The following is a 12,673-nucleotide window of genomic DNA, read 5'->3' on the forward strand; positions in this document are numbered from 1 at the left end:
TCGACGACCGCCGGCCTGGCCGCCCCTCCCTACTCCGCAGCCTGCAGCCGATAGGCGGCGGTGTCGTAGTTGAGGATCGGCGCGAGCCAGCGCTCGACCTCCTCCACGCTCATGCCCTTTCGCGCCGCGTAATCCTCGGCCTGATCGCGCTCGACCTTGGCGACGCCAAAATAATAGGCGTCGGGATGGGCGAGATAGAGGCCGGAGACCGAGGAGCCCGGCCACATCGCATAGCTCTCGGTCAGCTTCACGCCGACGCGCCGCTCCGCCTCCAGCAGCCGGAAGAGCGTCGCCTTCTCGGTGTGGTCGGGCTGGGCCGGATAGCCCGGCGCCGGGCGGATGCCGCGATATTCCTCGCGGATCAGATCCTCGTTGGTGAAGGCTTCGTCCGGAGCATAGCCCCAGAATTCCTTGCGCACGAGCTGGTGCATGCGCTCGGCGAAGGCTTCGGCGAAACGGTCGGCCAGCGCTTTGACCATGATCGAGCGGTAGTCGTCATTGTCGCGCGCGAATTTCTCGGAGATGCGCTCCTCCTCCGCGCCCGCCGTGACGACGAAGGCTCCGATGTAATCGGGAGCCCCACCCTCCGGCGCGACGAAGTCGGAGATGCACATGTTCGGCTTGCCGTCGCGCTTCGAGAGCTGCTGGCGCAGGCCGTGGAAGGTCGCGAGCTGCTCCTGCCGACTCTCGCCGGTATAGAGGCGGATGTCATCGCCCACGGCATTCGCCGGCCAGAAGCCGATCACCGCCTTCGGGTTGAACCAGCGCTCCTCGACGACGCGCTTCAGCATCGTCTGCGCATCGTCCCAGAGTGCGCGCGCTGCCTCGCCCTGCTTCTCATCCTGCAGGATCGCGGGGAAGCGGCCCTTCAGCTCCCAGGTCTGGAAGAAGGGCGTCCAGTCGATCACCGGCACGAGATCGGCGATGTCGTAAGTCCGGAAGACGCGCGTGCCGAGGAAGCTCGGCTTCGGCGGCACGTAACTCGCCCAATCCGGCTTGAAGGCGTTGGCGCGGGCTTTGGCCAGCGGCAGGCGCTGCTTGTCGGCCTCCGAGCGGCGATGCGCGTCGGCAACCTTGGCGTACTCAGCCTTGAGCCCGTCGACATAGGCCGGCTTCTGGTCCCGCGAGAGCAGGTTCGAAACCACGCCAACCGCGCGGGAGGCGTCTGTGACATAGACAGTCTGCCCCTTCTCGTACGCCGGATGGATCTTCACCGCCGTATGGACGCGGCTGGTGGTCGCCCCGCCGATCAACAGCGGGATGTCGAAGCCCTCGCGCTCCATCTCGGAGGCGACGGTGACCATCTCGTCGAGCGAGGGCGTGATCAGCCCGGAGAGGCCGATGATGTCGACATTCTCCTTGCGCGCGGTATCCAGGATCTTCTGCGTCGGCACCATCACGCCGAGGTCGATGACCTCGTAATTATTGCACTGGAGCACGACGCCGACGATGTTCTTGCCGATGTCGTGGACATCGCCCTTCACCGTCGCCATCAGCACCTTGCCGGCGGCCGAGCGCTCGGAGCCGCCGTTCAGGCGCTTCTCCTCCTCCATATAGGGCATGAGATAGGCCACGGCCTGCTTCATCACGCGGGCCGACTTCACCACCTGCGGCAGGAACATCTTGCCGGCGCCGAACAGGTCTCCGACCACGTTCATGCCGGCCATCAGCGGCCCTTCGATGACGTGCAGCGGCTTGTCGGCCTTGAGCCGGGCCTCTTCGGTATCGATATCGATGAACTCGGTGATGCCGGCGACGAGCGCATGTTCCAGCCGCTTCTCGACCGGCAGCTCGCGCCAGGCGAGATCCTTGCCTGACGCCGCGACGGAGCCGTCGCCCTTGAAGCGCGGCGCCGCCTCCAGCAGCCGCTCGGTCGAGTCCTTGCGGCGATTGAGGACGACATCCTCGCAGAGCTCGCGCAGCTCCGGGTCGAGATCGTCATAGGAGCCGAGCTGGCCGGCATTGACGATGCCCATATCCATCCCCGCCTTGATGGCGTGGTAGAGGAACACGGAGTGCATGGCTTCACGCACCTTCTCATTCCCCCGGAAGGAGAAGGACAGGTTCGAGACGCCGCCCGAGATGTGGGCATGCGGCAGCGTCTCGCGGATCGCGCGCGTCGCGTCGATGAAGTCGTTGCCGTAGTTGTCGTGCTCCTCGATGCCCGTCGCCACCGCGAAGATGTTCGGATCGAAGATGATGTCCTCCGGCGGAAAGCCGATCTCCTCGGTCAGGAGCTTGTAGGCCCGCGTGCAGATCTCGATCTTGCGGGCATAGGTGTCGGCTTGGCCGGTCTCGTCAAAGGCCATGACGACGACAGCCGCGCCATAATTGCGGCAGATGCGGGCATGGTCCAGGAAGGCGGCCTCGCCCTCCTTCATCGAGATCGAGTTGACAACCGGCTTGCCCTGGATCGTCTTCAGCCCGGCCTCGATGACATGGAATTTCGAGGAATCGACCATGATCGGCACGCGGCTGATATCCGGTTCCGAGGCGATCAGGTTGCAGAACTCGGTCATCGCCTTCTCGGAATCGAGCAGGCCCTCATCCATGTTGATGTCGATGACCTGCGCGCCATTGGCGACCTGATCGCGCGCCACGTCGAGCGCGGCGGCATAGTCGCCATTGGTGATGAGCTTCCGGAACTTGGCCGAGCCGGTGACGTTGGTGCGCTCGCCGACATTGACGAAGGGAATGGTCTCGTCGAGCGTAAACGGCTCCAGACCGGCGAGGCGCAGATAGGGCTTCGTCTCGGGAATCTGGCGCGGCGCCTTGCCGGCGACGGCCTGAGCGATCGCCTCGATATGGCCGGGCGTCGTGCCGCAGCAGCCGCCGACGACATTGACGAAACCGGCATCGGCGAATTCGGCCAGCATCTTGGCCGTGGCCTCCGGCCGTTCGTCATAGAGGCCGAATTCGTTGGGCAGGCCGGCATTCGGATAGGCGCAGATCAGCGTATCCGCGACGCGGGACATGTCCTTGATATGGGCCCGCATCTCGCGTGCCCCGAGCGCGCAATTGAGGCCGACGGTCAGCGGCGCCGCGTGGCGCACCGCGTTCCAGAACGCCTCGACCGTCTGGCCGGAGAGCGTGCGGCCAGAGAGATCGGTGATCGTGCCGGAGATCATCACCGGCAGGCGGATGCCCTTCTCGCGATAGACCTGCTCGATCGCGACGATCGCCGCCTTGGCGTTGAGCGTATCGAAGATCGTCTCGATCAGCAGCAGCTCCGAGCCGCCGTCGATCAGCCCCCTCACCTGCTCGGCATAGGAATCGCGCACCTGATCGAAGGTCACGGCGCGGAAGCCGGGATTGTTGACGTCGGGCGAGATCGAGAGCGTGCGGTTGGTCGGGCCGATGGCACCCGCGACATAGCGGCGGCGCCCGTCCTCTTTCTGCGCGATCGCGGCAGCATCGCGGGCGATGCGCGAGCATTCGACGTTCAGCTCGTAGACATACGCCTCCATGCCGTAATCGGCCTGGGCGATCGAGGTGCCGGAGAAGGTGTTGGTCTCGACGATATCGGCGCCAGCCCGGAAATAGGCGAGATGGATGTCGCGCAGCGCCTCGGGCTGGGTCAGCGCGATGATGTCGTTGTTGCCCTTGAGGTCGTGGTTGAAGCCCTTGAAGCGCTCGCCACGGAAATCCGCCTCGGAGAGTTTCAGATCCTGGATCTGCGTGCCCATCGCGCCGTCGAGCACGAGAATGCGCTCACGCGCGGCTTGGCGCAGCGAACGCTCGATCTCGGCGCCGTCGACGGGGGCTGGCTTGTAGTCGGACATCAGGCTCACTCCGCCGCCACGGCCTGCGCCGCCGGCTTCTCGGGCTTGAGGCCGACGAGATGGCAGATGGCGTAGACGAGGTCAGCCTTGTTCATCGTGTAGAAATGCAGATCGGTGGCGCCGCGGTCGATCAGGTCGAGCACCTGCTCGGCGCAGACAGCAGCGGCGACCAGACGGCGCGTCGCCACGTCGTCCTCCAGACCTTCGAAGCGGTCGGCCAGCCATTGCGGCACGCTGGCGCCGGTCTTGCGCGCGAAATTCGCAGTCTGCTTGAAGTTCTGCACCGGCACGATGCCCGGCAGGATCGGGATCTCGATCCCCCGCGCGCGGACCTTGTCGACATAGCGGAAATAGACGTCGTTATCGAAGAAGAACTGGGTGATCGCCCGCGTCGCGCCGGCATCGACCTTCTTCCAGAGCGCATCGATATCGGCATCGAGCGAGGCGGCTTCCGGATGCTTCTCCGGATAGGCCGAGACCGTCACCTCAAAATCGCCGATGCGCTTCAGGCCCGCGACGAGGTCCGAGGTCTGGTGATAGCCGTCCGGGTGGGGCTCATAGGTGGTGCCGAGGCCGCCGGCCGGATCCCCGCGCAGCGCCACGACATGGCGCACGCCGGCATCCCAATAGGAGCGGATGACCTCGTCGACCTCGGCCTTCGACGCCGAAACGCAGGTGAGGTGCGCGGCCGGCTTCAACGCGGTCTCCTCGACCATGCGCTTGACGGTCGCGTGGGTGCGCTCGCGCGTCGAGCCGCCAGCGCCATAGGTCACCGAGACGAAGCTGGGGCCGAGCGGCTCAAGCCGGCGCACGCTCTCCCACAGCGCGACCTCCATCTCCGCCGTCTTCGGCGGGAAGAACTCGAAGGAGACGCGGGGACGGCGCGAACCGTGCCGGCTGGGGCGAAAGGAATTCATCAGGCAACCTCGAGATTGATCGCACGGACCGGCAGATCGGACTGGACGCGCCGGTCGCGCCCGCGCCAGAGCATGACCGGCAACTGCCCGGAGCCGCCATCGGCCAGGGTGACTTCGCGGGAAAGATCGCAGGCGAGACCCGCCTCCGTGAACCAGCCGGCGATCTGCTGGCGGGAGAAGCCGAGCCGGCGATGGGCGTGCTCGGTCCGCAGGAATTCCATGTCGTGGGGGGCGAAGTCGACGACGATCAGCCGCCCGCCCGGCGCCAGCATCGCCGCGGCCTCGCGCACCGCCCGGCCGGGATCGTCGAGGAAATGCAGCACCTGATGGACGACGACGAGGTCGAAGGAATTGCGCGCGAAGGGCAGCGCATAGATATCGCCCTGGCGGAGCTCGACGCGCGACAGCCCCGCCCGCTCCAGATTGGCACGCGCCACCGCGAGCATCGCGTGGTTGGCGTCGACGCCCACGGCGCGGCCGTATTTCGGTGCGATTCGCTCCAGCATCCGGCCTGTGCCGGTGCCGAGATCAAGCATCGCGCCGGGCGTCCCCTCGCCGACGGCCTCTTCGACCGCCGCCTCGACGACATGGTCGGGCACATGCAGGCCGCGCAAACGGTCCCAGTCGCGCGCGACGCTCGCGAAATAGCTTTGTGCGGCCTCGGCGCGGTTAGCCCGCACGGCGGCCAGCCTCTCGCGGTCGGCCGCGAGGACCGGATCAGTGCGGTCGAGCCAGGCGGCAAGCGAAGCCGCGAAGGCCCCGCCCGGCCCGGTTTCGTCGAGCCGGAAAAAGGCCCAGGCGCCCTCGCGCGAGCGCCGGACCAACCCGGCCTCGGCTAGCAGCTTGAGATGGCGCGAGATGCGCGGCTGCGATTGGCCGAGAATATCGGTCAGGTCGGAAACGGAAAGCTCGCCCTCGGACAGCAGCGCCAGGATGCGCAGGCGCGTCTCCTCGCCCGCCGCCCTGAGGCCCGCGAGAAGCACCTCGGAAGACAATGCCGTCGGCTGTCGCACGCAAACGCCCTCCCGAAGCGCCGAAAAAAGATATAAAGATATCTTTATGTCAGAAACAGCGTTCGTGCAAGCGGATTGTCGTGCGGAAAACAGGACGGTGATCGAAACGCTCGATTGTCGGATCGTTTAGCGCTCATCGAAATGATCAAAATCATATCGATTGCTCTTGGAGAGCCGAAGCGCCATGGATCCCCCCGCATCTCCCTTGAGAATGAGTAGCCTAAGGCCGCTTGCTAGCAAGGCTAATGCTCTGATGCTGCTGGACGCTCGCATTTCAAGGAATGCTGCGGTTGGCATGAGTTGGCCCGCCCGCGGAATGTCCGCCTCCGGGCGGCGAGCCAAGTTCCGCTAATGGCGGCCCGTTACTGACGAAAAATCATATGAGTATCCAGCTCAAGCGTATTCGGGCCGGCGCGGCGTGAACACATCGAGATTGATCACCGGCTCGTCGCCGACGACCTCGCCCCAATGCTCGACATTCGACGGGATCACGACCAGCCCTCCAGGGCCGATCAGATGCTCCTCTCCGCCGATGACGAAGCGGATCGTGCCGCTGACGATATAGGCGATCTGCTCATGGGGATGGGTGTGCGGCTTCGGCTCGTGGCCAGGCATCAGCCGGTGCAGTGCCAGCGTGGCGGCACTGCCCGAAAACGCCTTTCGGTCCACACCCGGGCGCACCGGTGTCCAGGGAATCCCGCTCCAGTCGATCTTGTGAATGTCCATACCGGCTCTCCGATTGTCGCTTGGATCGTTACTTGGCCGCGCCGAGAATTCCCGAGGGCCGGATGAACAGAAACAGCAGCAGCACCGAAAGTGCCGCCACGTTCTTCAGCCCGGCACCGAAGCCGACGATGGCCAGCGCCTGCAGTAGCCCGAGCAGCAAGCCCCCGAGGAAGGCGCCGAAGGGACGCCCGAAGCCGCCGACGATCGCGGCGATGAAGCCGCTGATCGCGAAGGGCACGCCGACATTGAAGGCGGTGTACTGCGTCGGCGTGATCAGGATGCCCGCGATGGCTCCGAGCGCGGCACTGAGCGCGAAGGCGAGCGCCAGCATGCGCGAGACCGGGATGCCTTGCAGCGCCGCGGCCTCCCGGTTGATCGAGCAGGCACGCATCGCCTTGCCGGTGCGGGTCAGACCGAAGAAGGCGGCCAGCAGACCGACGATCGCGAGCGACCCGCCGACGATCCAGATGAGCTGGTAGCCAAGCGCGACGGAGCCGATCATCAGCGGCGGCCGGTCGGTGAAGACGGGCAATGTCTTGGGCTGGTCGCCGACCGCGATCAACGTCAGGCGTTCGATCACGATCTGGGCGGCAAGCGTCGCCAGTATCATGACGAACATAGTCGCCTTGCGGTTCCACAAGGGCCTGACGACGACGCGCTCGATCGCGACGCCGAGCATGGCGACCGCCGCTATCGCGATCAGCGCGGCGACCGGCAGCGGCACGCCGTTCCGCGCGAACAGCACCTGGGTGATCATGCCGCCGAGCATCACGAACGCGCCCTGAGCGAAGTTCACGATGCCGCTGGCGTTGTAGATGACGCAGAAGCCGATGCCGATCAGCCCATAGACGCAGCCGATGCCGAGCCCGCTGACGAGCACCTGCGGGATATAGGACCAGTCAGCCATTGGCCGCCTCCTGCGTGGCTGACTTGCCGGCAGCAGGCTTGCCCGTGCCGAGATAGGCCGCGATCACCGCGGGATCGGCGCGAACCTGCGCCGGCGTGCCCTGCGCGATCTTGCGGCCGAAATCGACCACGACGACGCGGTCGGCCGTGTTCATCACCAGCGTCATGTCGTGCTCGATCAGCAGCACGCTGGCGCCCTCTTCGGCGATACGCCGGATGATGCGCGACAAGGCGGCCGATTCATCGGTGTTGAGCCCCGCGGCGGGCTCGTCGAGCAGGATCAGGCGCGGCCCGGCCGCCATGGCCCGCGCCAGTTCGAGCATGCGCTGGCGGCCATAGGGCAAGCCGGAGGCCGGCTCGTCCGCGAAGGCGGAGAGGCCAGCGAAGACGAGGAGTTCGCGTGCGCGGGCTTCGACGGCAGCCTCCTCTCGGCGCGCCGACGCCGGCCGCAGCAGCGCCGAGAGCAGGCCGGCTCTGCCCTGCAGATGACATCCGACCTTGACGTTGTCGAGCACGCTCAGATCCTCGAACAGCTTCACGAGCTGGAAGGTCCGGACCAATCCCGCTTTGGCGATCTCGGCCGGCGGGCGCCCGGTGATGTCCTTGCCCTCGAAGGTGATGCGGCCAGCGCTCGGCGGTAGGAAGCCGGAGATCAGGTTGAAAAGCGTCGTCTTGCCCGCGCCATTGGGGCCGATCACGGCGGTGACGCCTTCGGCCGGCACGTCGAACGAGATGTCGTCGACGGCGACGAGCCCGCCGAAGCGTCGTGTCACACCATCGAGGCGCAGCCGGGTCATGACCGGCCTCGCGGGGCGAACAGGCTGGAAAGACCGCGCGGCGCGTAGATCAGCAGCAGGATCAGCGCCGCGCCATAGGCGAGGTCCTGATACTCCTTGAAGGCGCGGAAGGTCTCGGGCAGCAGGCTGACGATCAGCGCGCCGACGAGGGGCCCCGCGACAGTCCCGATGCCGCCGACATAGAGCATGGTGAAGGTGACGATCACCATGTGCAGTCCGAAGACCTCCGGGCTGACATAGCCGACGACGTGGACGAAGAGCGACCCGGCCAGAGCCGCGAAACCGGCCGAGAGCAGGAAAGCGGCGAGCTTGTAGCGGGAGACCTCGATGCCGAGCGCGGTCGCCGCCTCCTCGCTGCCGGCGACTGCCGAGAGGGCACGACCGAAGCGAGAGCGGCGGATGCGCGCGGCGGCAAAGGCGCAGGCGGCGACGACGAGCGAGAGCAGGATGAGCTGGCCCCTGTCGGAGCTGACCTCCCAGGAGCCGATACCGAAGGGCGGGATGCCGGAAATCCCCAGATAGCCCTGCGTCACGGACTGCCATTCGACCGTGATCTCGTAGGTGATCAGCCCGATCGCCAGCGTGCCCATGGCAAGGTAGTGGCCCTTCAGCCTGAGCGTCGGATAGCCGATGATCGCCGCGGCGAGCACGGCCGCTACCGTGCCGATCACCATGGCAGGCAAAGGGCCCCAGCCGTGGCTCGCCGTCAGCACGGCTGACGTATAGCCGCCGATCGCGGCGAAGGCGTTCTGGCCGAAGGAGACCTGGGCGGCGAAGCCCATGAACAGATTCAGTCCCGTGACGAACACGGCATAGATCAGCGCGAAGGAGACGACGGTGGCGGCATAGCCGCCCACGGCGATGGCGTAGCCGATCACCGCCGCGGCAAAGAGCCAGGGCAGCAGGCCGACCAGCCGGAGCGGGCGCCGTTCAGGCGAAGTAATGCTGGGCGAGATCGTCATGGGAGGTGATGTCACGCGGATCAAGTTCGGCGGCGATGCGCCCGAGCGAAAGCAGGTAGACGCGGCTGGCGAGTTCGAGCGCCAGCGGCGCCTTCTGCTCGACCAGCACGATCGCCAGGCCTTCGCGGTTCAGGAGGCCGAGCGTCTCCAGGATTTCTCCGGTGACGCGCGGTGCCAGGCCGAGCGAGGGCTCGTCCAGCAGCAAGAGCTTCGGCCCCGCCATCAGCGCCCGGCCGAGCGCGAGCATCTGCTGCTCGCCGCCGGACATCGAGCCCGCGGCCTGGCCGAGTCGTTCCTTCAGGCGTGGAAACAGGGTCAGCACGCGCTCGCGGCGGCGGGCGAACTCGGCCTTGTCGCGCAGGCGATAGGCGCCGAGTTCGAGATTGTCGGAGACGCTCATCGGCGCGAACAGGCCGCGCCCCTCCGGCACCAGCACGAGGCCGCGCGCGGCAACCGCGACCGGATCCTGCCTTGGCAGGGCCTCACCCCGGAAACGGACCTCGCCGCTATTGGCCGACAGCCCCATGATGGCGCGCAGCAGGGTCGACTTGCCGGCGCCGTTGGGGCCGAGCACGGCGACGAGCTCGCCTTCGCCGATGCGCAGATCGACCCCGTGCAGCGCCTGGATGTGGCCGTAGCGGGCCGAAAGGCCGGTCGCGGCCAAAATTGGACGTGCTGACCTCGGCGGAGCCGCGCCTGCCAATGGCGAGACAGCGCCGGCCTGCATCTTGGCCGCGACCGCCGAGATCATTGCACCACCTTGACCTTGCCGCCCTCGATCGTGGCGAGAACGAAGGGGTTTTCGGTGATGCCCTGATGGAGGTCCGGCCGGAAATTGTAGATGCTTGTTGTGCCCTGGAAGCCGGACAATTCCTCATAGGCCGCACGGACCTTCTCGCCCTCGAAGGACTTCGCCTTCTCGATCGCGGCGACCGTCAGCATGACACCGTCCCAGCCGCGCGAGGCCCAGTTGGGATCGCGATCCCGATACTTCTCGCGCCAGGGATCGAGGAAGGTCTTGATGCCGCTCTTGAGGGCGCCTTCGGGCAAAGCCTCGTAGACCTGCGAGGGCGAAGCGACGAAGAAGAACTTGTCGCCCAGCACCTCGGCGACGGGGCCGAACACGGCGAGATCCTCGAGGCTGGTCAGCAGCAGCATGTCGGCGCCGAGCTGCTTGATGTTCTTGGCCGCCGTCAGCGTCGTGCCGCCCAATCCGATCTTCAGGATCGCACCGGCGCCGGCCGAGCGGGCCTTGCTGATCTGCACGCTCAGATCGGCATCGTCCTGCTTGTACTGGTCGACCGAGACGACCTCGAGGCCGTATTTCGCGGCATTGCGCTCGGCCACGCTCTTCTGGAGGTTGGCGTAAGGGGTCGGGTCGTGCAGCACTGCGATCTTGCGGATTTGCGTCTTTTCCTTGAGGTATTCCAGTCGCTTGTCGATCTCGAAGCCGGCAGGCGGCAGCGTGGTGAAGGCCCAGGCCAGATGCTCGGGCTGCTGCGGCAGGATCGAGCACAGCATCATCGGCACCTTCGCGCGCAGCAGCAGGGCGGCGGCCGCGAAATTGCCGGCCGAGACGCAGCCGCTGACGAAGACGTCGACCTTGTCCGAGCTCAACATCTTCCGGTAGACGGTCACCGCTTCCTGAGGCTCCGAGCGGTTGTCCTCGACGACGACCTGGATCTTGCGACCCATCACGCCGCCCTTGGCGTTGACCGCGGCGGCTGCGAGCTCGACGCCGTCGCGCCAGGCACGGTCGACGGTCGCGGCATAGCCGGTCAAGCCGGCGGAGACGCCGATCTTGTAGGGTTCCTGGCTGCTGGCCGGCATCGCGCCGGCCAGCGCGATGCCCGCGGCAAGGCCGGCCGCAAAAAGGGTCTGCTTCATCATCGATCCTCCCGGTTTGTTCGATCCCGGCTGGTGACCCCCATGCGAGGTCCCGCCTTTTTCTGGATTTTGAGTTTGGCCGCGCTCGTCGTCAGGCCACGGGCTTGCCGTAGCCGCCGCCGCCGGGCGTCTCCAGCAGCACGACGTCGCCGGCCTGCATGGTCAGTTTCTTGGCTTCGCTGACGGGTTTGCCGTTCACGAGGAAGCGGCCGGGCGCGCCGGAGAGGCCGCCATCGATGCCGTCGGGACCGCGCTCGAGCCGGCTCGGCACGGCGTTGAGCAGCCAGGCGTGGTCGGTGCGCATATGGAACTGGATGATCTGGCCGTCCCCACCCGGCATCCGGCCCTTGCCGCCAGAGCCAGGCCGCAGTTCCTTGCGATCGAAGACGATCGGCATCGCCGCTTCCAGGATCTCGATCGGCACGGCCGCGACGCCGGTCGGGTAGCATGTCGCGCTCGGTCCCGGCTTGCCGGCGCGGGCGCCCATGCCGCCGGAATAGTTAAACATCGACGACGTGAAGGGCTCGCCGCTGGGCTTGCGCCCCTGGATCTGGATGGTCCAGACCGCGCCCGATCCTTCCGCGAGGACCCGCTCCGGCATCACCTGATGCAGTGCTTTCAGGATCGGCATCGGCACGTACATGCCGACGACGTGGCGCGCATTGACCGGCGCTGGGTAGGCGCAGTTGACGATCGAGCCGACGGGCGCGCGAACCTCGATCGGCGCCAGCGAACCGGTGTTGTTGGGCAGATCCGGATTGAGGCAGGAGCGGATCGCGAAGGTCGAATAGGCGTGGGTGTAATTCAGCACCACGTTGATGCCGGTCGTGGTCTGCGGCGAGGATCCCTCGAAATCGACGATGATCGACCCGGTCTCGGCATCGACCGTGACGGCAGTCTTGAGGGTGATGACCTCGCCGCCGGGCACGTCGAAGACCGCCTCGCCGTGATAGGTGCCCGGCTTCAGTTTGCGGATGGCGTTGCGGGTCGCCTCCTCGGAACGGTCGATGATTTCGTCCGACAAGGCCTCGATGTCGTCGATACCATAGCGCTCGCACAGCGTGATCAGGTGATCGGCTGCTGCCTCGCCGGACGAAACCTGCGCCGAGAGATCGCCGAAGACGGCATCGGGCGTGCGGACATTGCGGCGGATGATGTCGTGCAGCATTTCGCTGGGCTTGCCGCGCTCATAGAGCTTGAGCGGCGGAATCCAGAGGCCTTCCTCATGCACGTCGCGGGCGCCGGCGCCGATGCCGTAGCCACCGATATCGGTGTGGTGGATGGTCGAGCCGATATAGGCGAGCAGCTTCTTCCCGTCGAAGATCGGCGTCAGGATGGTGATGTCGAAGAAATGCCCGGCCGAGAGCCAGGGGTCGTTGGTGATCAGCACGTCGCCCGGCTCGCAGCGGCCTTCGAACAGGCGCACCAGATGCGCGCCGGCGAAGGCGAGCGAGTTGATATGGCCGGGCGTACCGGTATTGGCCTGCACAACCATGCGCCCGCGCTGATCGAACAGCGCGCAGGCAAGGTCGCCGGCCTCGCGCACGATCGGGCTGAAGGCGATGCGCTGCAGCGCCTTGGCCCGCTCTGTGACGATGCCGATCAGGTTCGACCAGAGAATTTCGAGCTCGACGCCATCCATCTCAGGTGACTTCGCCGTCGCAGGTGACTTTGCCATCGGAC

10 protein-coding genes are annotated in these 12,673 nt (G+C 66.4%); all 10 read right to left on the reverse strand.

Annotation, left to right across the window (positions count from 1 at the left end; genetic code table 11):
• Nucleotides 1–29 precede the first annotated feature (29 nt).
• The 10 genes from metH to AC1DE3_RS02500 all read right to left on the reverse strand — a co-directional run bounded on the left by metH (nt 30) and on the right by AC1DE3_RS02500 (nt 12,668).
• Nucleotides 30–3,782 carry a methionine synthase gene (metH, locus tag AC1DE3_RS02455; protein WP_476852033.1) on the reverse strand — a complete coding sequence of 1,251 codons (3,753 nt, stop codon included), beginning with the start codon at nt 3,780–3,782 and terminating at the stop codon, nt 30–32.
• Between the two features lie 5 nt (nt 3,783–3,787).
• Nucleotides 3,788–4,699, reverse strand: a complete 912-nt coding sequence (gene metF / locus AC1DE3_RS02460) for a methylenetetrahydrofolate reductase [NAD(P)H] (RefSeq protein WP_476852034.1) — start codon at nt 4,697–4,699, stop codon at nt 3,788–3,790.
• Nucleotides 4,699–5,712: an ArsR/SmtB family transcription factor gene (locus tag AC1DE3_RS02465; protein WP_476779055.1), complete on the reverse strand. Its 1,014-nt coding sequence runs from the start codon at nt 5,710–5,712 to the stop codon at nt 4,699–4,701. The genes metF and AC1DE3_RS02465 overlap by 1 nt, the downstream gene beginning before the upstream one ends.
• 393 nt (nt 5,713–6,105) lie before the next feature.
• The gene (locus AC1DE3_RS02470) at nt 6,106–6,438 is read right to left on the reverse strand and encodes a cupin domain-containing protein (RefSeq protein ID WP_476779054.1); all 333 of its coding nucleotides are present in this window, start codon (nt 6,436–6,438) and stop codon (nt 6,106–6,108) included.
• A gap of 28 nt (nt 6,439–6,466) precedes the next feature.
• Nucleotides 6,467–7,345 (reverse strand): branched-chain amino acid ABC transporter permease, encoded by an 879-nt coding sequence (locus AC1DE3_RS02475; RefSeq protein WP_476779053.1) that lies wholly within the window; start codon nt 7,343–7,345, stop codon nt 6,467–6,469.
• On the reverse strand, nt 7,338–8,141 hold the full coding sequence (locus tag AC1DE3_RS02480; protein WP_476779052.1) for an ABC transporter ATP-binding protein: 804 nt from the start codon (nt 8,139–8,141) through the stop codon (nt 7,338–7,340). The genes AC1DE3_RS02475 and AC1DE3_RS02480 overlap by 8 nt, the downstream gene beginning before the upstream one ends.
• A complete protein-coding gene (locus AC1DE3_RS02485; protein ID WP_476779051.1) occupies nt 8,138–9,103 on the reverse strand; it encodes a branched-chain amino acid ABC transporter permease in 966 nt (321 codons plus the stop codon). Before AC1DE3_RS02485 ends, AC1DE3_RS02480 begins: the two co-directional genes overlap by 4 nt.
• Nucleotides 9,072–9,767, reverse strand: coding sequence for an ABC transporter ATP-binding protein (locus AC1DE3_RS02490; RefSeq protein ID WP_441514507.1), 696 nt, complete (start codon nt 9,765–9,767; stop codon nt 9,072–9,074). Before AC1DE3_RS02490 ends, AC1DE3_RS02485 begins: the two co-directional genes overlap by 32 nt.
• A gap of 83 nt (nt 9,768–9,850) precedes the next feature.
• Complete coding sequence (locus AC1DE3_RS02495) at nt 9,851–10,990, reverse strand: ABC transporter substrate-binding protein (RefSeq protein ID WP_476852035.1); 1,140 nt, start codon at nt 10,988–10,990, stop codon at nt 9,851–9,853.
• A 91-nt stretch (nt 10,991–11,081) separates the two neighbouring features.
• Nucleotides 11,082–12,668 carry a hydantoinase B/oxoprolinase family protein gene (locus AC1DE3_RS02500; RefSeq protein ID WP_476852036.1) on the reverse strand — a complete coding sequence of 529 codons (1,587 nt, stop codon included), beginning with the start codon at nt 12,666–12,668 and terminating at the stop codon, nt 11,082–11,084.
• Between the last annotated feature and the right edge of the window lie 5 nt (nt 12,669–12,673).

It is taken from the genome of Allobosea sp. 10L417 (assembly GCF_056395485.1).

Bases quoted from the DNA above. Each gene is read 5' to 3' on its own strand.
- metH (WP_476852033.1), bottom strand. From the start codon at position 3,782: ATGTCCGACTACAAGCCAGCCCCCGTCGACGGCGCCGAGATCGAGCGT.
- metF (WP_476852034.1), bottom strand. From the start codon at position 4,699: ATGAATTCCTTTCGCCCCAGCCGGCACGGTTCGCGCCGTCCCCGCGTC.
- AC1DE3_RS02470 (WP_476779054.1), bottom strand. From the start codon at position 6,438: ATGGACATTCACAAGATCGACTGGAGCGGGATTCCCTGGACACCGGTG.
- AC1DE3_RS02475 (WP_476779053.1), bottom strand. From the start codon at position 7,345: ATGGCTGACTGGTCCTATATCCCGCAGGTGCTCGTCAGCGGGCTCGGC.
- AC1DE3_RS02480 (WP_476779052.1), bottom strand. From the start codon at position 8,141: ATGACCCGGCTGCGCCTCGATGGTGTGACACGACGCTTCGGCGGGCTC.
- AC1DE3_RS02485 (WP_476779051.1), bottom strand. From the start codon at position 9,103: ATGACGATCTCGCCCAGCATTACTTCGCCTGAACGGCGCCCGCTCCGG.
- AC1DE3_RS02495 (WP_476852035.1), bottom strand. From the start codon at position 10,990: ATGAAGCAGACCCTTTTTGCGGCCGGCCTTGCCGCGGGCATCGCGCTG.
- AC1DE3_RS02500 (WP_476852036.1), bottom strand. From the start codon at position 12,668: ATGGCAAAGTCACCTGCGACGGCGAAGTCACCTGAGATGGATGGCGTC.